This window comes from Metabacillus arenae (assembly GCF_014773385.1).
In the GTDB taxonomy this organism is placed as follows: Bacteria; Bacillota; Bacilli; order Bacillales; family Bacillaceae; genus Metabacillus_D; species Metabacillus_D arenae.
On sequence record NZ_JACXAI010000012.1, the window covers coordinates 1 to 21778 of the forward strand.

Consider the following 21778-nt stretch of genomic DNA (forward strand, 5'->3'; position numbering starts at 1 on the left):
TAACTTTCTCCATTCCCCATGTTTTTCTTAATTATACAAAAAAGTACCCTATAGGTAGACTTTTTTTTAATGTCTACTCTATAGGGTACATTTTACAAATATCTCTAAGCCTTTTTTAAATTTTCACTTTTTTAAGTTGTACAAGTTAATTAACCGCTAAAGCGAGTTTGATAAATAAGCGGAGAAATTTCTCTTATTTATCAAATAGCACTGAAAATAGTCAAAATAGACGGAAAGATTCCGACTATTGACTCGAAAAACGTGAAAATGGGTACATTTGCTTTGCTTAATCGGAAAACTTCCGCTTATATACACCTAACTGAGCTCTATTCTACAGTTTAACCGGAAAACCTCCGCTTATTTTAACTATCACTGGTTCCTCTATTAAGGATAAGACTTCTTATGTTTCAAAAAAACCAAGTGAACCTCATTTTGATGCGTTGGGGGAGGCTTCCATCTGTGGGGTCTCCTCAGCCCCACTAATCCTGAAGAAGTCTAAGTGCTCGTGAACGTTACCCATTAAAATTAAATTCAACAATCTTTGTCATCGCAACATAATCCATGTACTAAATCACAAAGAATTCACACACCCTCCAATAATTATTTCATACCCTGTGATTTCCTATGTGAATTAGGAAATCATAAGCGATGAAAATTCGCCAAACGCACTGTGAATTATATTGTGAATTCAAGTGCGTTTTCCTATGTGTTTTACAATGTTTGCACCTCTAAAGTAAACCCGTTATCAAACGAATCGCTCTGTTTTTTGCTGTCTTTGTTCTATTTAAGCACCTAATCCAACTTAAAGATCACAGGCGAGTCGCCAAAAAGGTTAAAGGAGAGCAGCCTTCTTGACAGGTATGTCTTATGCTCGACCAGGTTTGTAAAGACGCTTCCATCGATCATTCGTATAAATTAATTTAAAAACTTATTGATTGCTTCTCTGTTTTCTTCAATATTAAGATCTAATACTGCTCCAGCTCCAGAGTAACTGGCGTTTACATAACTCCCATCCACAGGAATCCGCATCGTTTCGAGATTAGACTTGTTACTGATCACGTCTTTTGCGATAAAAATTCCTGTTGCAGTATCTAAATTCGTATTAATAAAAGGTGTAATAACACCTGCAAGCTTAGGAAGCTTCGCTACACCCTCCACAGTCATCATTTTATTTATTAATACTTGCATGACTTTTTGCTGACGCTGGACACGGCCGAAATCACTTTGGGCATCGTGGCGGAAACGTACATACCCTAATAAGTGTTTTCCATCTAATTTTTGTTTTCCAGGCTCAATTGTGACACCAATTTTTTGTGACATTCTATTTTCTACATCAATCTCTACTCCGCCTGGAAAAGCAGTATCAACCAAACTTTCAAATCCTTTGAAATCAACAATTGCATAGTGTTGAATATCAATATCAAAATTCTCTTTAATTGTTTTTCTTAGCAGCTCAGGACCGCCGATTGCAAATGCTGCATTAATTTTATTTTTACCGTGACCAGGAATATCAACAAAAGAATCACGCATGATGGAAACCAATTTAGGCTGTTTGGACTCTTCATTGTATTGGGCGATCATAATTGTATCAGTCCGGGCCCTATCTTCCCCTCTAGAATCACTTCCTAAAACTAAAATATTTGTATTACCATTCTCATCTTTTTTACCATTAAACTCGTATTCTACCGATTTAATGGAAGATTCTCCGGCTGTTTGAGCCACTCCTGATTTGTATTGAATAAAAGCATACCCAAAGCCCCCTAATACAAATAACATAATAAGGGACATCAAGAGTAAAATTTTCCGTTTGAATTTTTTCTTTTTTCTCGAATATTTATCTGATCGCATCGAAATAACCTCATTTCTTTCACGTTAATCTACCGATTTTGAGCCACACTTAATATAGACGGACTAAACGATAAGAAAGTTACGTAATACAGTATACTTTAATTTCATGTTTGCTGAACTTCCAATTTATAGGAGTGTGGAAAGGGGTTTTGCTGATCCAATAGAAAAATCAATTTTATCTTAATTATAACAGCTATTAAACCAGGCTGAATTAAGATCCAACTTTATTCATAGGGAAATGTAAATTTTCCTGCTCTTTTAGACCTGTTTTTTCTTTATGAAAAATTAATAATCTTTTACCCCCTCTTTAGATTGCATTAACTGTCAAATGCTACGGTTAAAGTAATCAAGGGAGGGATCTTCTATATATGAAAAAGTTAAAAAAAGTTTTTCCGCTGCTCTTTATTTTGCTCTTTATTTTAGCAACATCAGTTTATGCGGCTAGCTCTTATAAAAGTGCGAACAGCCAGGAAGAGTTTGTAGAAGTCTCTCTATTTGGGGTCAATGATTTTCACGGCCAGCTTGACACATACCAAACATTAAAAGGTAAAAAAGTCGGGGGAGCAGAATACTTAGCTGCTTATCTAAAAAAATACAAACAAGAAAACCCTCATTCGCTGCTTGTTCATGCCGGCGATATGATAGGCGGAAGTCCACCCATCTCTTCTCTTTTTCAAGAGGAATCGACTATGGAGTTCCTGAATCTTTTAAATTTTGATATTGGAACACCAGGGAACCATGAATTTGATCAGGGAACAAATGAATTAACAAGGCTGATAGATGGAGGGTACCATGAGAAAACAGGCTTTTTTAAAGGCTCTAATACCCCATATATTTCAGCTAATGTCATTAATAAAAAAACAAAAAAGCCATTATTTTCTCCTTATATAATAAAAGAAGTGAATGGAATGAAAATTGGATTTATAGGAGCGGTTACAACTGAAACCAACGCCTATTTACTCCCTGAAAGCAAAAAAAAGATTGAAATCACGGATGAAATAACAGCTATCAATCATTCTGTTTCTCGGCTTAAGGAACAAGGAATTAGCTCAATTATTGTTTTAGCCCATATTTCAGCTAAATCAAAACTCAATGGTTCAAATGCTAAAGAAGCTTTAATTGAAATGGCACCTAAAATCGATGATGAAGTCGATGTCCTCTTTGCTGGGCATAATCATCAATACGCCAACACTACAATAGAAAACAAATTAATTGTGCAGGCTTATTCATATGGTAAAGCCTTCTCCCATGTAAAATTAAAAATTGATCCTTCTACAGGTGATATCGCTAAAAAGCACGCTGAAATTATTCCTACTGAACATAAGAACATTTCTCCAGACCAAGAAACGAGTCAATTACTAGATAAATATTCGCAAAGACTTGGAACAACACTAAGTAAAGAAGTCGGCACAATTTCTAAAACGGTTTCTAGAAAAAAAGACAATAAGGGAAATTCAAGTCTTGCAAGTCTTGTAGCAGAATCGCAAAAAGCATCTGTGGGAGCAGACATGGCATTCATGCACCATGGAGGAATTCGCGCTAACTTGGAAAAAGGACAGATTACAATGAAGGACCTTTATACAGTTTTGCCTTTCCCTCATCAGGTTGTCAAATTAGAATTAACAGGCAAACAGATAAAAGAGGTATTAGAGCAACAATGGGCATTAGGAAAGAAAAATCTTCTTCAAGCGAGCGGAATCTCGTTTACCTACAATGAAAATTTACCGTTTGGGGAAAGAATTTTATTATTAAAAGATCAAGAAGGAAATGAATTAGAAGAGGGCAAAAGATACAATATTGCTGTAAGCAGCTACCTTGCTAAAGGCGGAGATGGATTTACTGCTTTTCAGAAAGGGAAACTGGTTCAAGAAGGGCCTGGGGTTGTTGAAGCTTTAAAAATATTTATGGAGCAAGAATAAAGAAATGGCTGACTCATGTTATGAGTCAGCCATATTTATTAGGGCTTGTAAACTCCTTTTTTATTTAAGTTAATTCAAGTATAAATGTGTTAAAGAGTGTTATTATGGACAGCACAGGCGAACAGAACGTCCTAGTGACGGCAGGCATAGAACGTAACGTCTTTGCCGGCAAGACACTATCGACCACTAGGTCATGAGCCAATCCGTCCGAGAAGGTTATAGAACAAACCTTCCATCAGACTCGCCAGAATGCTTGTCGCTGAAGGACCAGCGGTTTGCGCTTTTCGTTGTCAATTAAATAATGGGGAGTATATATTAAAAATCAAACCGATTTAGAACAAAGAATTGGAAGAAACATATGATTAAATGTAAATTTTTCGTAAAGACAAGGTAAATATTGTTATTCAATGTAATGGTTGTGTGTTTTTATTATTAAGATTCACGTAAACATCTACAAATTTAAGTAGAAATTAAATATTTTAGAAGAAGCAGCAAAAAATCTTTTTCATGAAATTAGAAATTTGAAAGATTAATAAGGGGAATTGTGTTGTAGTCTGATTGTGGTTGATAGCTTCAGACGAAACGGCCCGTAGTTCGTAAGCCAATCCGCCCGACAAGGTTAAAAGCCTAATACTGCCTGCTGATAGGTGAGCCTTACGCTTTTCTTAATCGTTTTACCCATAACTCCAAAAAACGCTAAGGAAAAGGAAGAATAATGATAAACTTACAATTGATTTTAAACCAAGACTTTATCAAAAAATATTCGCTGGAAATAGGCATTATTTTATGTTTTGTGCTGCCTCCAATAGGGATTTTGTGGCTTATGTTTATTGGTTGGAATCACCTGAACAAGGCCATTGATTTAAAAGTTCCTTTTTATTTCAATACAACAACGTTTTTTTATATCTGCTTAGCAATTGCAGCCTTAGGGGCAAGCTTTTCTGAGAAAAATGGAAAGTTCATACTGATATTTGCTATGATTTTAGGCTATTTAGGACTTTACTTGTATATTAAAGAACGAGCGACATTCGTTTTATTTCATCGTTTTAAACATATAATGATCGCTGGGGCAGTTTATTTGATAGGATTGGGAATGATAGTAAGAGAGTTCCCTGTGACAAATGTGCTGTTTGGGCTGCTTACGGGAACAAAATTATTTGCACCGTCAACAGAAGCAGGAGGAAGAATATTTGGGAGTGCTTATAACCCAAATTTTACATGTTTTTTGTTGCTGGTTACTTTTACCTTTATTCTTGCAGATCTATTAAAGCGACTACAGGATAAAAGCATAAAGATATCGAAATGGGTTTATATCATTACATTGTTTATAGTGATTGGGATTTTTCAAACAGGCTCACGAGCAGGTGTAGCTACAATGCTTGTCATCCTTTTCATTTTTGTGTTGAGAGCAGCACCTAAAATAGGGTTAGCAATTCTTGCCATTAGTTTCCTTGCGAAAGATCAAATACTTGAGATTATTCCGAGATCTAAATTTATTCTAGAATCTGCTTTTGTGAGAAAAGAGATTTGGGAAACCAGCTTTCAAATTTGGAAGGATCACCCTTATTTTGGAACGACTTCTATCGGGTTTTATGAGGCATATTCTCACTTAGGCAGCCCGGTCGTCCCGCATGCACACAATATTCTTTTAGCGTTCTTTGCAGAATATGGGACAATTGGAGGTCTGGCTTTCATATTACTATCCATCACAATAACCTTTAAGTTCTGCAGCCTCTTTTTTCTAAATGGTAAAAAGAAACGCTTGCTGGATTTCTTTATTTTGTCGCTCCCGGTTATTTTGCTGACAGGAATATTTGATCATCCGCTTGTCTCGCCGCAGACGGCTTTATTAACGACGATCCTAGTCGCTTGTTGGGATCGTTATACTGGGAGCCTGCCTTTTGTACACAATTCTGCTCTCTATCTCAAACGCTTCATTGTAAAAATGAGCTATTTTTTGGAAGGAAATACCGAGGGGCAGCATTTAACCAAAACAGATAAAGAAAAGTCAAAATATAAAATCTAACAATCTATTCTATTTCGAATAGATTGTTAGTTTTCTATCTATATTTTTTTCAACGCTGGCAGGAGTACTATATGCTGCTTCAAGAGAAAGTGAAGTCTGCTAATTCATACGTATCTTATTTAAGTCCAGCTTCGTTATTCATTTATTCTATGATGGTGTATTAGAGAATAGATATTTTTTTGTAAGTGAAATCATTTGAAAAGCAGAAAAAACAATGTCCTTGCTGCTTAACCTTGGAGTTAATTCAGGTTCCTTTTTTTATGAGTCAATTGTCAGTAAGAATAATATGGATTTACCCATCCTTTTTTACTAATTTTTGTTTCATTACAAAATAATAGGAAATATTTGATAAAACTTAAGAATAAAGGGATAAGACTTATTACCATCCTTTACAAGATTGTCTTTTAAAATTTACAGCTTGTTTAAGACTACGACATACTAGCTTATTACTCCTTCACTATATTTCTAAGTGTACCAATAATAAACAGTGGAGGGAGAAAGTGAAAATGAAACGTCTAAAAGGTTTTATTACTAGTTTTCTTGTCGTAGCAACATTGTTTACAGGGTTTGGAGGACAGTCAGCTTTTACCACGGAAACAGCAACAGCTTTTTCTTATGATGAAGTTTTGTATTTTCCTACTGACCGTTATCCTGAAACAGCCGATCATGTTAGTGACGCCATTGCAGCAGGACATTCATCAGTTTGTACGATTGATCGTGATGGGGCAGATCAGAGAAGAGAGGAATCATTAGAGGGCATCCCTACGAAACCGGGGTATGACCGTGATGAATGGCCGATGGCGATGTGTGAAGAAGGAGGCGCAGGAGCATCCGTAAGATATGTAACTCCTTCTGACAATCGCGGTGCAGGAGCATGGGTTGGCAATCAGGTGGAGGATTATCCAGACGGTACAAGGGTATTGTTTATTGTAGAATAAATGAGAGAGCTCTTCTGGGGCACTTTTTAATCAGTTAAAAAAGTTTAAGTTAATTAAAGTATTAACGTGATAAAGAGTGGTGTCATTGTCCAGCTCCGACGGACAGGACGTCCTAGTGCCGGCAATGTCACAGGATGTGACGTTTTTGCCGGCCAGGCGCCATCGGCCCTTAGGTCATAAGCCAATCCGTCAAAAAGGTAAAAGAACAACCTTTCTGCCGGCTCGCCCGAATGCTTGTCGCCGAAGGACTAGCGCCCCTGAGCTTTCCGTTCTTATTTCACTGGTAAGGTGGTCATAAAATGAAAAAATGGGATCCACAAGAACTCATGATGTCCTATCATCAATTTACAGTGTATGAAAAAGGGAGAAAAAAACCTCATCATGATTGGACAGACGAGGCAATAAAAAGAGGATTTATTGGAGATGAAACATCAATTTCCTTTGAAGCTATCTCTAATCATAAAGCATTAATCGAAGTATGGCTAAACGTTCCCGAGCAGGTAGCAGATGCTAAAAGAAAGCTGACTGTGCCTTTTCAAGTAAGGAATAATGGAGTTGAGATCAAAAGTATTCTATCCAATAAGCTAACCTTTGACCTTCCTAATGGAAATTATTCACTTACATGCTTCATATCAACTTTTGAAAAAAATGATTCCCTCAATGAATATCCAGAAAAATATATATTAAATTTTCTTCCTTCTCAATAGGGGTGACCGTCTTTTACGGATTAGTTCAGACAAAGGCTTTAGATACTCTAGGCTAATGAATCTTCCTCCAGTTGGGGTTTTCATTATCCCCACTGGTAGTTAAATGAGGCCCACAGGATGTGGGTCACACAGACGTTTCCATGTGCGTGGCCTTTTCTGTGTTCTTTTTTCCTAGGACACTTGCGGACAGTCATCCCCACCTATTTTCTTTGTCTCCACTGAAGTTGAGGCATAAGGTTTTCCGTTAAGCGTGGGATAAAATAAAACAAGCTGCTGATCACTAGAAATAATGTGACAACAACCGATTTTAGCCGAAATGAAAACCTCTTCAGCCAAAACTATAACGTTAAAAAAGAGTGCTTCCACCCTTAACGGCAATTGAAGCTTTTTTCTGCTCTATAAAACAGGAGAAAACAGCCTTGCAAATGATTCCTTTGTTCTCACTAGTAATCCTCTATTATGGTACCTTTTTTTATCTACTTTTTCACATTCCCCAAGATCCTCCATATAGTGGTTAATCAATTCTTTAATACTTTCTGTATGAAAAAGGAATGCATTGATCTCAAAATTCAGGTGTAAGCTTCTTAAATCCATATTGGCTGTACCAACTGAGGCCATTTGCCCGTCAATGATCATAATTTTTCCGTGCAAAAAACCTTTACAATACATGTAAACTTCAATATCATTACGAAGCAATTCAGGAAAATAAGACCTGGTCGCATATTGTGTTAAAAACCCATCATTTATCTGGGGTACAATTAATTTTATTTCGACTCCTCTGGCAGCAGCCATCTCTAATGCTGTTCTGAGGGCCTTATTCGGAACAAAATAAGGGGTTGCGATCCAAATTGATTTTTTTGCTGTTGTGATCATACTGTAATATAAATTACTCATAACCCCTTGACTTGAATCAGGACCGCTTGAAACGATTTGAATCCCTCCATCGCCTTCTGCTCTTTCGACAGCCATGTATTTCGAAGTGAATAAATTCTCGTCAGAAACATAAGCCCAATCAAGCAAGAACGTAGCATGTAAAGAGGTTAAAGCCTCACCCTCAAGACATAAATGAGTATCTCTCCAAAAGCCAATTTTCGGATTGTTCCCTAAATACTCATCACCCACATTCAGCCCGCCAACAAATCCAATCTTTCCATCTATCACAACAATTTTTCTATGGTTACGAAAGTTAAGCTTTTGATTAAAAAATCCATGTTTTACTGGTAGAAAGCAATGCACGTTTACACCAGCTTCCCGCATTTTATCGACTGCACTTTTCGATAATCCTACACTTCCGATTGCATCATAAATAAATCGAATCTCGACACCCGTCTTTGCTTTTTCACAAAGAATCTTAATTAATTCCATCCCAATCTGATCTGATTTAAACGTATAATACTCCAAATGAATGTATTTCTTTGCCTTATTTAGCGCATCAATAATCGCAGGGAATGTTTCGTCTCCATTTTTTAAAACCTTTGTTTTCGAATAAAAGCTAATCGAATTTTGACTAAGCGTTTCAATAAGCTTAGAGAAAGATTGTTCAGCTTCCCGGAGGTGATCCCATTTAGGTGATGGCTTGTAAGGCTCAGTATCTTGCATTAATTTTTTGTCATGCTCTCTTTTTTGTTTAAAAAGATGCCCTTTTACCTCCAGCTGGCCAGAGTAGATAAAAAAGATATATCCAATTATAGGAAAGAAAAATAAAGCATATATCCAAAGAAGAGTCTTATAAGGGGACCGGTTTTCTAGCATAAGTACGAATGACACTGAGAACAGGATAAGTAAATAAATTAGAATTGACAGAGTTTTTATAATGGAAGGAAATGAGGAAAATAGGAAGATACTTAATGTAATAACCAATAAGATGAATAGAATAAATTGCCTAATTTGTTTCATGGCATTTCCTCGTTTCTTAATAAATGTTTTCAATCTTAATTTTTATTACCCACTATATGAGGATAAGTAACATGGGAAAAATTGAATGGTTAGATACCAGCTTAATCGGGAAATAATTCGTAAATACTTATGGGAGCTGGGGATACCAATGTCAGTCATTATTCAATTTATTGCAACTGTTATTTCAAAAATATTAAGTAAATTATTTAGTTTAGCTACGGTTACTTTTATGGGAAGAATGCCCTCCAAAGATGATTCGAAGGTAAGCCTTTCAGCACTGCTTTCTTTTTATTGGCTGATTTTATGTGTGGGCCTGATTCTACCATCAGCAGTTAAAAGTTTCATCCCATTTGCACCTGATGATAAAACGACAATCCGATTCATGACTGCCGGGCTAGTCCTTCTAATTCCGCTAATAGTCGGATGGGTGACCACTAGAATTGAAAATTATAAAGATAAAAGCAGCCGATCATTCCCTCATCAGCTGTTAATGGGTTATCCATACACGATGATACTTGGCTTTTTAGTTGTTTCTTTAATTATAACGGTTCCGATTCTAAAGGCTCCTTATATCATCTATAAAAATTATTTAGACAGTATTAAGGTCATGATTCACAAAGGAAACTTTGAAAAGGCTATTTTGCAAGTACAACAGATTTTAACAGAACGGGAAATAAGAACAAAAGTCGAGACTCCCCCAGCAATTATGCAATGGTTGTTTAAACTATTGGTATGGATCGAAGGTGAAATTTTTCATCAGCATATGTCTAAGGAAATGAAAGTATTAAAAGGCGAATTCGCACACAAAGACTTTCAAATAAATATATATGCGTCTGATATTGCAATCATTGGAAAAAGGTCAATTGCAACAAAAATAAGGGCAATATTATCTGAAGAATTGGACGAACAAAATATGTATTTTTCGTGGGACGTTCAAGCACATAAAATCGAAGATCAAATAAGGGAATATCAACAAGCATTATCAGATGAAGAAGAAATTCCATTCACTTCAATTAAAGAGCTAAATGAAAATCTTAAATCGCTAAGCTTATCAGAGGAAGAGTGGAACGCCATTCGAAGACAGCTATATCAGTTAGAATCAGAAATTCTGAAAAAAATGTACAACAGAATTCCCTCAATCGTTACAGCAGAGGAGTCAACCTACGTGGAATAAATTTCGTCATCAGGTGCCACGTCATCAGGTGCCAGGCACCAAATTTTCATTTTGGTGCCAGGCACCAAATTTTCATTTTGGTGCCTGGCACCGTTTAATATCACTGATTAATGTGGCATTGTTTAATCAAATTTGGAACTAATATTCCCAATAATGAAGCCGAGTAAAGCGCCGCCCGCTACTTCAACAGGCTGGTGTCCAAGCAGCTCATTTAATTCTTTCTCTTGTTTTACATGAAAAAGACCTGGGTGCTGTCCTGATAATAATTCAATATTTGCATCTAAATCATTGACGATTTTAGCAATCTCACCAGTATGTCTTCTAATTCCTTGAGCATCGTACATGACAATGATTCCAAAGATAATGGCAATTGCAGCTTCTATAGAGTCCCACCCTTTTTTGGCAGCAATATAGGCAGCTAAAGAAGCGACACCTGCTGAATGGGATGAGGGCATTCCACCGGTTTTAAACATTGATCGCCAATCCCATCTTCCAGTTAAATTTTTATGAGTCACTATTTTTAATCCTTGGGCAATTCCAATTGCCGATAAGGATGTAATCATTCCACGGTTCATATATTTCACCTCATAGTTAGTTTTCAAATAATCTCAGTCAACTATGCAAAGATAAAAGCTGTTTTTGAAACTTTGTTTTAATTGAAAACAAGCAAATTTTGCTGTGAACTATTGTCTCTAGTGCTGCAAACTGGGATTTAAAAGCAACTGTCTAAATTAACCAACAATAAAAAATAAAAAAAGTGGGAATTTATAGAGCAAAATAAATGATCTTATGTTAAACTATTGTTGGAATCGTTTTCACATTGTTTTTTTGATAGTTAAGTAAACGTTTAACCTCATGATTTTTTAACCTTCATGAGGGAAATCATATAGGAGGTAAAAAAATGATAAAAGTAACTGTTTGGAATGAAAATCGCCACGAACAAAAAAATCCAAAGGTAAGTGAAGTATACCCGGAAGGAATTCATGGTGCCATCGCCCAGTTTTTAGGTGAAGAAGGTTTTCAGGTTCGTACTGCAACTTTAGATGAAGTAGAACACGGACTCTCAAATGAGGTACTAGACAACACAGACGTGCTTCTTTGGTGGGGGCATATTGCTCATGAAGAAGTAAGTGATGAGATTGTAAATAGAGTCAAGGATCGAGTATTAGATGGTATGGGTTTAATAGTCCTGCATTCAGCCCATTTCTCAAAAATTTTCAAAACGTTAATGGGAACAACCTGTGACTTAAAGTGGCGTGAAGCTGATGAAAAAGAAAGAATTTGGGTGCTTGAGCCAAGCCACCCAATTGCAGAAGGTATTGGAGAGTATATTGAACTTGAAAAAGAAGAAATGTATGGGGAACACTTTGACATTCCAGCTCCGGACGAATTAGTGTTTTCAAGCTGGTTTGAAGGAGGAGAAGTTTTTAGAAGCGGATGCACATACCGCAGGGGAAATGGAAAGATATTTTATTTCCGACCAGGTCATGAAACCTATCCGACATACTATCATAAAGACATTCAGCTGGTAATTAAAAACGCAGTGAAATGGGCTAAGCCTGTTGACAGAAAACGTCCTGTTTATGGAAACGCTAAACCATTAGAAACTATTTCAGCGAAATAAAATGATTAGGGGAGAAAATCATATGAAAAAATTAAAAATCGGAGTCATCGGCTGCGGAAGTATTGCCCAGCATCGGCATCTTCCAGAATATAAAGCAAATCCAAGTGTAGAAATTACGGCCGTTTGCGATATTAATGAAGAGCGTGCCAAAGAAGTAGCAAAGGAATTTAAAGCAAAAGCTTATACAAATTTTGAAAAATTAATAAGCAGCGGGGAAGTAGAAGCTGTAAGTGTATGTACACCGAATTACTTGCATGCACCGATTTCAATTGCAGCATTAAACGCAGGACTCCATGTTTTGTGTGAAAAGCCGATGGCCACCTCAAAAGAAGAAGCAGACGCGATGATTGAAGCTGCTCAAAACAGCGGGAAAACGTTAATGATTGGCCACAACCAAAGGTTTGTAGAATCCCATTTGAAAGCTAAGCAAATGATAGAGGAAGGTGCAATCGGTAAAGTTTATAGTTTCCGTACATCATTTGGCCATAAGGGTCCTGAAGGGTGGAGTGTCGATGGTAAAGACAGCTGGTTTTTTAATAAAGACAAAGCATTTATCGGGGCAATGGGGGACCTTGGAGTCCATAAAACCGATCTAATTCGCCATATTCTTGGTGAAGAAATCACAGAAGTTGGCGCTTTTGTTGAAACGAAAGCAAAAACATTTGGGGATGTAGACGATAATGCTGTGTGTGTGCTAAAAACTGCAAGCGGTGTGATTGGAACACTTGCTGCCAGCTGGTCTTATACAGGAAAAGAAGACAATTCCACGATTATTTATGGTGAAAAAGCGATTATTCGCCTGGAAGAAGATCCGGAATTTTCATTAATTGTTCAGTATACAACTGGAGAAACTGTACGCTATGAACTTGGACAAATTCAATCAAATGAAGAAGGCGGGCAAAGTAATTCTCACGTTGTCGACCAATTTGTTCAAAGTATTGTTGAAGACAAATCATCTCCAGTAAGTGGAGAAGAAGGATATAAATCGTTATCTGTCATTTTGGCAGCTTTGGAATCCAACGAGACCAAAAAAATTACCAGAGTCTAATAAAGTGAGGTTTTCGACATGAGTAAACTTCGGATTGGAATTATAGGTGCAGGCGGTATTGCAACAAATCGTCATATTCCTGCTTTCCTTCAATTGATTGAAGCATGTACGATCACGGCAGTAAGCGATGTGAATGAAGTACGGGCAAAGGAAGTAGCGGCAACGTACGACATTCCTCATGTGAGTAAGAATTATGAAGAGATCTTTGAACATGTGGATGCCGTTTGTATTTGTACCCCGAATAAATTTCATGCTGAGATCACCATTGCTGCTTTAAACGCCGGCCTCCATGTCCTATGTGAAAAGCCAATGGCCTTAAAAACAGAGGAATGTGATGCCATGCTGCAAGCTTCCAAAAGAGCAAACAAGGTGCTCGCTATTGCCTATCACTATCGATTTATGAAAGAAGCGCAGGCAGCAAAAATGATGATGCAGGAGATTGGTACGCCGCTCGTTGCAAGAGTAGAAGCCATGAGACGCCGAAAGGTACCTGGCTGGGGAGTCTTTACTAATAAAGAGCTGCAAGGCGGAGGAAGTCTAATTGATTACGGCTGTCACCTTCTTGATCTTGTTGTCTGGTTGATGGGAAATCCAAAACATGTATCTGTAAACGGCAGTGTATATAACGAAATAAGTAAATCCCCGAACCAAGTCAACCTTTGGGGAGCATTTGATGCTTCAACCTTTAATGTAGATGATCATGTTTCAGCCTATGTAAGATTTGAAAACGGAGCTTCTTTGCTGTTAGAAACTTCATGGGCAGCCAATGTAAAAGATGATAAAGAGCACGTAAGTATTTCAGGAGTTGAGGGCGGTATAAGCGTCTTCCCTTTTGAATTGTATTCTACGAAAAACGGAATGCTGTTAAATAGTGAAGCAGCTTACATGCCAGGGGAAGCAGATCCTAGTTTACCGCAAGCCAAAAATTTCATAGAAGCTTGCTTAGGTCTAAGTGAACTTATCGTCAAGCCTGAAGAAGCACTTCAGGTGTCTGCGATTATCGACCAAATATATACCACCAGTAATGAAATAATCGTCTAAGAGAGGGGAAAGAAAAATGAAATTAGGTGTTTTTACAGTTTTATTTGCTAATTTATCTTTTGAAGACATGCTGGACAAAGTAAAAGCTTCAGGGCTGAATGCAGTTGAAATTGGTACAGGCTGTTACCCTGGAAATAAACATTGTGATTTGGACAGCCTTCTTGAAAGTGAACAGCTAAGAAATGAATATCTTCAAAAAATTCATGATCGTGATTTAGTGATTAGCGCGTTTAGCTGCCATGGAAACCCGATTTCTCCAGAAGAAGGATTTGCAAATGAATCAAAAGAAACGCTTAAGAAAACAATCAAACTGGCGTCATTGCTAAATGTACCAGTTGTTAATTGCTTTTCTGGTACAGCTGGAGATCATGATGGGGCGAAATTCCCGAATTGGCCGGTTACTCCTTGGCCAAACGAATACGGAGATGTCCTAAAATGGCAGTGGGAGGAAAAATTAATCCCTTATTGGAAAGGGGCCGGCCGCTATGCGGAAGAGCATGGGGTTAAAATTGGTCTTGAGCTGCACGGCGGGTTTTTAGTCCATACTCCATATACGCTGCTTAAGCTTCGGGAAGAAACAAGTGAAGCAATTGGTGCTAATTTGGATCCAAGCCATTTATGGTGGCAGGGGATCGATCCTGTCGCAGCGATTAAAATATTAGGAAAAGCTAATGCCATCCATCACTTCCATGCAAAGGACACGTATATTGACCAAGAGAATGTCAACATGTATGGTTTAACAGATATGCAGCCATACGGGGAAGTCAGATCAAGAGCATGGACATTCCGCTCAGTAGGCTGCGGACATGGTCTAAAGGAATGGTCTGATATGATGAGTGCCCTTCGGACATACGGTTATGATTATGTGGTTAGCATTGAGCACGAAGACCCAATTATGTCGATTGACGAAGGGTTCAACAGGGCGGTTTCAAATTTAAAATCAGTATTAATTGAACAGCAGCCATCTGATATGTGGTGGGCGTAGGATACCAGGGGCTGACCGGAAGCATTATGCACCTAAATTAGCGGTGTATAGGAAGCTTTTCAGGTCAGCCTTTTTTTTATCAGTTAAGAAAACAGTTTAAGTTAATTAAAGTATTAAGTGATAACGAGTAGTATCATTGTCCAGCTCCGAGCGCCATCGCCCCTTAGGTCTCAGGGTCAATCCGCCCGAGAAGGTTAAAGAACAACCTTCATGCGGCTCGCCTTGTGATTGTCGCCGAAGGACTAGCGCTATGCGCTTTTCGTTCTTTGTATAGTGATTTCACTGCTTCGTCATAATTGTAATTGGTAACAAAAATATTAATAAGCGACAATTTGAATTGAAAAAAGAAACTGTGAAATTAATTACGTGATCCGCTGCAATTATTCATAAAACCAAGTAATAGATTATTCCTTGTTATGAGATAAGAAAGAAGGTTGAGGATACCCTTGAATAATAAATATGTATTAAGAGAAATACCGACTAAACAAAGATTGCAATATATGGATCTGCTTCTTTTAGCTGATGAAAGTGAAGAAATGATTAACAGTTATATCCATAAAGGGTCATTCCTGATTTTAGAAGAGAATAACCAACAAGCTGTTGGGGTAATCCTTTTACTGCATGAGGACGACAAAACAATAGAGATCAAAAATATCTCAATCCTTGAACAATTTCAAGGGAAGGGTCTTGGAAGACTTCTAATTAAGCATACAGAAGAACGGGTAAAACTGCAGGGGGTTGAAAGGTTAATTGTTGGAACAGCCAACTCTAGTATAGGTAATATCGCTTTCTATCAAAAGCTTGGCTTTAGGATGTATGACATAAGAAAAGATTTTTTCCTCGACTATCCAGAAATAATCTACGAAAACGGTATTCAAGCCCAGGATATGATTATGTTTAAAAAACTGCTAAACTAACAATTTTCTAGAATTTTTTGAAATATTTTGGAACTTTTCGCTAGTTTCCTCGTAGTAATATATAACTAAACGTATAGAAGCAATATACTAGGGCGTCCTTATCTATTTTTACTCGAGAGGATGGTAAAAGATGAGGAAAATGACCGTAAGTTTAGTAGGTTTCTTCATGATTCTGTTTAGTTCTTTAGGTATGTCTTCGATTCATGCGGATGGCTTCGAAGATGTGCCTTCACAAAGTTACGAGGAAGTGGGGTCAGAAAAAATGATGCAAAGTTTAACTTCAAGCTACTATGTACGTGCTTTTAACTGTCAAGGCGGCTCAACATTAACTTCAAGTTCACGGTCTGAAACAAGCGGATATAATTGGATTGTTTCAAAGGGAACAAAAGGTTACATTCAATCTGGAGGTTCGGGAGGGAATACGCTGGGAGTTGTATTAAATAACACCATAATCGACTTTAGTCATTCCTATCTTGCAAAACGCGGTTCAGCCAATAATGCTTCACAAGTAAGGGGAATTCAATCCACCTTAAGCTGTCTCGGTTATTCAGTCGGCTCAGTTGATGGAATATTCGGAGCACAAACAGAAGCTGCTGTAAAAGAATTTCAACAATCAAGAGGGTTAACTGCTGATGGTATTGTGGGGAAACAAACATATCACCACTTGTCACATGCTACATATTAAAAGAACTTATAAACAATCCTATCAAACACATTAAAATTTTGGGTATTTCCCTGGATATGTAATAAAAAGCTAGTAGAGAGAATAGTTCTTCTACCAGCTTTTTATATACCTTTTAAATATTCTTCCTACCAAGATAGAGCGGTCATTTGAGTAAATTAAGAACCAAGCTCTTCATCCTTATATTCCTTGCTTGGAATATCTAGGTTTTCCCGCTTTTTTGCTCCTTCGGGCGGGGTAAGATCAAACAATTTATGGTCTTTTGGAATTTCTTTTATTTTGAATTCTGAAAGCTCTGTTTCACTTGCTTTTTTACCGTCTACATATTGAATTTCTTTTAAAAGCAAGCTCGTTTTTTTATCAAACCAGAGCTCAAAAGTATATCCAGCTGGATCGGTAATAAGATACGCTTCAACTTCTCGTCCAACATATTGCTTAGGCCCAAGTGGTTTGATTTGATCAGGATTATACGTAGAAAGAATATCAGAATCTGTTAAGTCTGATCCTTCAAATATAATGTAATCGTTTCTTTCTTTATTGTATTGAAAAGTAATGTTACTAGTGAAAATTGAATAGTCTCCATTCTCATAGTTTATACGCTGTTTATCCCCAATTACGTAAATAGTGTATTTCCTGCCGTCCACTTCTTTTCCTTTTGCTACAATAATTTTTTCTTTAGGAATCTTTTCACCAGTTTCCATATCTTTAAATTTATCGGCAATAATATAGTTCAATGCTTTTTCAATCGCGGCTTTGACGGGTGGAGTAGACCATGCTGCAAATGCAAGCAAAAGGGTAGCAGCGCATGCAATTAACACCGTTTGCCAGCGGTTAAACCGTTTCTTCTTTTCCAGCAAAGCTGGCTCTTCGTTTTGATAGTCCCTAAGAATGATATCCAAGGCAGTATCAAGGTTTTGTGCTTTGTCAAAATAAGCCTGGCATTCTTCGCATGCTTCTATATGTTCAAATACTTCTGCTTGCTTATCTTCCTCCAAAAAGTCGAATTGTAAGATGAGGTCCTTCACATGATGGCAATTCATTATAAAACCCCCTTTTCTGAGAGGTTTTCCATTAGCTTCTTTCGACCCCTGAAAATTTTTGTTTTCACTTTCCCTAATGAAATAGACGTTTTTTCAGCTATTTCTTGGTAAGAATAGCCTTGGTGTCTAAGTACAAAAATCTTCTTTGTTTCTGCATCCAGCGTGTCAAATTCGGCTTTGAAATCTGTAATCATTTCTTGTGTCAGCAGCTCCTTTTCAGGAGTTTGTGCACTATTTACCGAATTGGAATGCTTGAAGGAAGTATTAGCCTTTTCGAGAAGGGTTTGATCTCGTTTTACTTTTCTTAGGTGATCGTAAGCTGTATTTTTGGAAATCGTCTTTATCCAAGCTTTTAAGCTTTGAGGCGATTCTTTCTCATTTAAATAGTTATAAATTTTAATATTAGCGTCTTGAACGATATCATCTACAAGAGATTGATTTTTTATAATCCTTTTAACTGTATCTAATATCGTCTTTTGATGGATTTCTAATATTTCTTTTATGCCCGGGCTTTCCACCTGCAGTACTCCTCTCATCCTTCTATATGGTACGACGGCATGAAATGTCCAATTGTTTCATGGATTCGAAATATTAAGGGAAAAGTTGAGTATGATTCCCTAATTTGTTTAAAATCCAAAAACGGGCATCATAAGCTGAGTATGATTCCCTAATTCGATTCAAAATCGCAAAACGGGCATCATAAGCTGAGTATGATTCCCTAATTCGATTCAAAATCGCAAAACGGGCATCATAAGCTGAGTATGATTCCCTAATTCGGTTCAAAATCCAAAAACGGGCATCATAAGCGAAGTATGATTCCCTAATTCGATTCAAAATCGCAAAACGGGCATCATAAGCGTAGGACAATAATAAGAAACTCCTATGAGCAGGCTCTCGCCGCCATAGGAGTTTCTTAGTCTTTTTATTTCAAAACGGTATCCAAGCTAAGAGGTCAAAACAGACTTTGAGAGTCATGCAAAGTGATTTTCGCTGAACCTTTTAATTTTAGGTTATTCTCCTCCGCTTGAAGCCGCTGCAGCAGATGTACTTGCTATTATCGCAACCATTGCCGCTTGTTGTGCTTGGATGAGTGTTTCCATTGTTGTAAATATGCCTGTTTCGAGCAAATCAGTATTTTTTATTCGATCGCTAATGACAAGATTTACAGCCACTGTGAAGTTCATATCCTTGTACCATTTGAATAACTTTTCAGAATCTAAGTAGTCTGCTAGTTGCCTGATGGGTGCTATGTCATTTTTTCCATCCTCAAGAAGGGATAACATTCCTATCTCTGGATAGTTTGCATTCTTTATTTTCTTACCTCCTTGACGGAACTCTTCAAAAACCTGAATACACTTTTCTATTAGAAAATCTGCATTTGTTTTCTTGTCCATTGATAAAATATGGCTAAGAAACTGCAGGTCATTTCCTTTTCGGAAACCAGCTGAAGCAAGCTTGTCATAAAAGGCTTCTACATGGTTCATTACTTGATCTACATCACCATCTAATTCCGCTAACAATACAGCTAATGGGTAGTCCGAGGCATTAGTAAGAAAGAAGTGCTTTTCTTTCATCCCGTTATAGACAGAATGAGCACGTTTAATACTTTCTTGATGATTGCTGTCATCATCATCTTCGGTCAGCATTACCAGTGCAGCGATATAAGTAAAAGTACCTCTTCTGAACTCGCCTTTTACAAGTTGTTCATAAAGGTTAATAAATTCTTGAAATTTCTCCTTTGGATGTTCGAAACGAATATCCAGCATGGCTGCGGTCGTAAAACGCTGATATGATCTAAGTGTAGAGAACGCACCCACATTATTTTTAATATAATCACACAAATCAAGGAAACGGTTTCTTTCGAAAGTTTTCCCCTTCACCACATATAATGAAGCTATCATCATTAAAATCCGCTGGTCTGATACTTTCCATTTTAAATCATTTTTTAACTGAGTATAAATATCCTTGTACTGCTCCGCTTTCTGATGAATCGTTTCAGTCATCATAACCTGCACATCCTTTATTCATCTATTAAAAGTTTATACGTAATAATAAGAAATAAGTTTCAAGGAGGTTATTTTTCCATTGTATGTTTAGTATATCAAATTATGGTTATATTCCATTTATTGTTGGGAGGAGTTACCAATTTGTTTCATAAACAGATGCAGCGGGTACTTAATATACATATTTAGTTTCTTTACCCCAAAAATCCTCTTTTTCAAACCGTGCAGATGGATAAGGTAAGTGAGCTGAAGGGTAAAACAATCATATAAGGCTTTTTTCAAAGTGATTGTTGCTATTAACTTATAAGAGACATTTGAATAATGACAATCGGTGAGTTGCTGATTGACCTCAGGTAGACTTTGTTTCAATAGCGACAGAGTTTGCGAAAACAGCCTAAAATAAAGAAAAGGAAAGGAGTAATAAGGTGAAATACAGAGTGGAAAGAGATACGATGGGAGAATTAAAGGTTCCTGCTGATAAGTATTGGGGAGCTCAAACTCAAAGGAGCAAAGAGAATTTTCAAATTGGGCAAGAAAAAATGCCGCTTGCGATCGTTCATAGCTTTGCTATTTTAAAAAGAAGTGCAGCACTCGTAAATGCATCTCTCGGAAAACTTGATCAAGAAAAAGCAGATGTCATTGCAGAGGTTTGTGATGAGATCATAGCAGGTAAATTAAACGAACATTTTCCTTTGGTTGTTTGGCAAACCGGGAGCGGAACACAAAGCAATATGAATGTGAATGAAGTTGTCGCAAATCGAGGCAATGAATTGCTGAAGGAGAAAAATTCCGCTAAGAAGATTCATCCAAATGATGATGTCAATATGAGCCAAAGCTCGAATGATACCTTTCCAACAGCGATGCACATAGCAGGAGTTGAAGCTGTTTATCAATTTTTACTTCCAAGCATAGAAAAGCTGCATAACACGTTCAAAAAGCAGTCAGATCAATATAAGGAAGTTGTGAAAATCGGCAGAACGCATCTTCAGGATGCAACACCATTAACACTTGGACAAGAAATTAGCGGTTGGGTACATATGCTGAAAAAATCAAGAGACATGATTGTTCAATCTACCGATAATCTTAGAAATTTAGCAATTGGCGGGACGGCGGTTGGAACTGGAATAAACGCTCATCCCAAATTTGGTGAGCTGACTGCAGAAGAAATTTCGAAATACACAAACCAATCCTTTCGATCATCTGAAAATAAATTCCATGCTCTTACAAGTCATGATGAAGTTGTTGTCGCGCATGGCGCATTAAAGGCGCTTGCCGCTGATTTAATGAAAATTGCCAATGATGTCAGGTGGCTTGCGAGTGGACCAAGAAGCGGGATTGGGGAGATCACTATACCTGAAAATGAACCTGGAAGCTCGATTATGCCGGGAAAAGTGAATCCAACACAAAGCGAAGCCCTCACGATGATTGCCGCTCAAGTGATGGGGAATGATGCCACAATTGGGTTTGCAGCAAGTCAAGGTAACTTTGAATTAAATGTGTTTAAGCCAGTCATTATGTACAATTTCCTTCAATCCGTCCAGCTGCTTTCAGAAGGGATGGTTTCCTTTCATGATAAATGTGCGATCGGAATTGAGCCAAATGAAGAAGTGATTAAGGAACATCTTGGTAAATCCTTAATGCTAGTGACTGCCTTAAATCCTCACATTGGCTATGAAAATGCAGCCAAAATTGCAAAACTAGCCCATAAAGAAGGAAAAACTTTGAAAGAGGCTGCATTAGCTTTAAATTTATTAACAGAAGATCAATTCGACCAATTTGTTAGACCTGAAGAAATGGTAGAACCAAGAGAATAGAAAAACATTCTAGATAATTTGGTGAATGATTTAGATGATTTTAAGTAAGTGAAAATTATATATAACACAAAAGCATGAATTACTTTATTAAGACGTAAATAGTAAGAAACCATTAA

19 protein-coding genes are annotated in these 21778 nt (G+C 37.3%); 12 read left to right on the plus strand and 7 right to left on the minus strand.

Going from position 1 to position 21778, the window contains the following annotated elements; genetic code table 11:
* Nucleotides 1-915 precede the first annotated feature (915 nt).
* Nucleotides 916-1848: an LCP family protein gene (locus tag IC621_RS10845; protein WP_191158326.1), complete on the minus strand. Its 933-nt coding sequence runs from the start codon at nucleotides 1846-1848 to the stop codon at nucleotides 916-918.
* Nucleotides 1849-2216: 368 nt separating this feature from the next.
* Between IC621_RS10845 and IC621_RS10850 the strand changes: the two genes are divergently transcribed.
* The 4 genes from IC621_RS10850 to comJ all read left to right on the plus strand — a co-directional run bounded on the left by IC621_RS10850 (nucleotide 2217) and on the right by comJ (nucleotide 7438).
* A complete protein-coding gene (locus IC621_RS10850) occupies nucleotides 2217-3767 on the plus strand; it encodes a bifunctional metallophosphatase/5'-nucleotidase (RefSeq protein ID WP_191158327.1) in 1551 nt (516 codons plus the stop codon).
* Between the two features lie 715 nt (nucleotides 3768-4482).
* On the plus strand, nucleotides 4483-5793 hold the full coding sequence (locus IC621_RS10855) for an O-antigen ligase family protein (protein ID WP_191158328.1): 1311 nt from the start codon (nucleotides 4483-4485) through the stop codon (nucleotides 5791-5793).
* 506 nt (nucleotides 5794-6299) lie between these two features.
* Nucleotides 6300-6731, plus strand: coding sequence for a NucA/NucB deoxyribonuclease domain-containing protein (locus IC621_RS10860; protein ID WP_191158329.1), 432 nt, complete (start codon nucleotides 6300-6302; stop codon nucleotides 6729-6731).
* A 299-nt stretch (nucleotides 6732-7030) separates the two neighbouring features.
* Nucleotides 7031-7438: a competence protein ComJ gene (gene comJ, locus IC621_RS10865; RefSeq protein WP_191158330.1), complete on the plus strand. Its 408-nt coding sequence runs from the start codon at nucleotides 7031-7033 to the stop codon at nucleotides 7436-7438.
* Between the two features lie 396 nt (nucleotides 7439-7834).
* Here comJ and cls read toward each other — a convergent pair whose 3' ends face one another.
* Nucleotides 7835-9334 carry a cardiolipin synthase gene (gene cls, locus IC621_RS10870; protein WP_191158331.1) on the minus strand — a complete coding sequence of 500 codons (1500 nt, stop codon included), beginning with the start codon at nucleotides 9332-9334 and terminating at the stop codon, nucleotides 7835-7837.
* An 85-nt stretch (nucleotides 9335-9419) separates the two neighbouring features.
* Here cls and IC621_RS10875 point away from each other — a divergent pair, with 85 nt between their 5' ends.
* A complete protein-coding gene (locus IC621_RS10875; RefSeq protein WP_191158332.1) occupies nucleotides 9420-10508 on the plus strand; it encodes a hypothetical protein in 1089 nt (362 codons plus the stop codon).
* A gap of 122 nt (nucleotides 10509-10630) precedes the next feature.
* Here IC621_RS10875 and IC621_RS10880 read toward each other — a convergent pair whose 3' ends face one another.
* Nucleotides 10631-11083, minus strand: coding sequence for a divergent PAP2 family protein (locus IC621_RS10880; protein ID WP_224752459.1), 453 nt, complete (start codon nucleotides 11081-11083; stop codon nucleotides 10631-10633).
* Nucleotides 11084-11409: 326 nt separating this feature from the next.
* Between IC621_RS10880 and IC621_RS10885 the strand changes: the two genes are divergently transcribed.
* The 6 genes from IC621_RS10885 to IC621_RS10910 all read left to right on the plus strand — a co-directional run bounded on the left by IC621_RS10885 (nucleotide 11410) and on the right by IC621_RS10910 (nucleotide 16808).
* Nucleotides 11410-12132 (plus strand): ThuA domain-containing protein, encoded by a 723-nt coding sequence (locus IC621_RS10885; RefSeq protein ID WP_191158333.1) that lies wholly within the window; start codon nucleotides 11410-11412, stop codon nucleotides 12130-12132.
* Nucleotides 12133-12154: 22 nt separating this feature from the next.
* The gene (locus tag IC621_RS10890) at nucleotides 12155-13180 is read left to right on the plus strand and encodes a Gfo/Idh/MocA family protein (RefSeq protein ID WP_191158334.1); all 1026 of its coding nucleotides are present in this window, start codon (nucleotides 12155-12157) and stop codon (nucleotides 13178-13180) included.
* Between the two features lie 18 nt (nucleotides 13181-13198).
* Nucleotides 13199-14221 (plus strand): Gfo/Idh/MocA family protein, encoded by a 1023-nt coding sequence (locus IC621_RS10895; protein WP_191158335.1) that lies wholly within the window; start codon nucleotides 13199-13201, stop codon nucleotides 14219-14221.
* Nucleotides 14222-14237: 16 nt separating this feature from the next.
* Nucleotides 14238-15206 carry a sugar phosphate isomerase/epimerase family protein gene (locus IC621_RS10900; RefSeq protein WP_191158336.1) on the plus strand — a complete coding sequence of 323 codons (969 nt, stop codon included), beginning with the start codon at nucleotides 14238-14240 and terminating at the stop codon, nucleotides 15204-15206.
* A 446-nt stretch (nucleotides 15207-15652) separates the two neighbouring features.
* Entirely contained in the window at nucleotides 15653-16123 is a 471-nt protein-coding gene (locus IC621_RS10905; RefSeq protein ID WP_224752460.1) for a GNAT family N-acetyltransferase, read from the plus strand.
* Nucleotides 16124-16253: 130 nt separating this feature from the next.
* Nucleotides 16254-16808 (plus strand): peptidoglycan-binding domain-containing protein, encoded by a 555-nt coding sequence (locus IC621_RS10910; RefSeq protein ID WP_224752461.1) that lies wholly within the window; start codon nucleotides 16254-16256, stop codon nucleotides 16806-16808.
* Nucleotides 16809-16963: 155 nt separating this feature from the next.
* Here IC621_RS10910 and IC621_RS10915 read toward each other — a convergent pair whose 3' ends face one another.
* The 4 genes from IC621_RS10915 to IC621_RS10930 all read right to left on the minus strand — a co-directional run bounded on the left by IC621_RS10915 (nucleotide 16964) and on the right by IC621_RS10930 (nucleotide 19851).
* Nucleotides 16964-17845 (minus strand): hypothetical protein, encoded by an 882-nt coding sequence (locus IC621_RS10915; RefSeq protein WP_191158337.1) that lies wholly within the window; start codon nucleotides 17843-17845, stop codon nucleotides 16964-16966.
* A complete protein-coding gene (locus tag IC621_RS10920; RefSeq protein ID WP_191158338.1) occupies nucleotides 17845-18363 on the minus strand; it encodes an RNA polymerase sigma factor in 519 nt (172 codons plus the stop codon). The genes IC621_RS10915 and IC621_RS10920 overlap by 1 nt, the downstream gene beginning before the upstream one ends.
* A 73-nt stretch (nucleotides 18364-18436) precedes the next feature.
* Entirely contained in the window at nucleotides 18437-18712 is a 276-nt protein-coding gene (locus tag IC621_RS10925; protein ID WP_191158339.1) for a hypothetical protein, read from the minus strand.
* Between the two features lie 143 nt (nucleotides 18713-18855).
* On the minus strand, nucleotides 18856-19851 hold the full coding sequence (locus tag IC621_RS10930) for a DUF4003 family protein (RefSeq protein WP_191158340.1): 996 nt from the start codon (nucleotides 19849-19851) through the stop codon (nucleotides 18856-18858).
* Nucleotides 19852-20273: 422 nt separating this feature from the next.
* Between IC621_RS10930 and fumC the strand changes: the two genes are divergently transcribed.
* Nucleotides 20274-21662: a class II fumarate hydratase gene (gene fumC / locus IC621_RS10935; RefSeq protein ID WP_191158341.1), complete on the plus strand. Its 1389-nt coding sequence runs from the start codon at nucleotides 20274-20276 to the stop codon at nucleotides 21660-21662.
* Nucleotides 21663-21778: the final 116 nt, after the last annotated feature.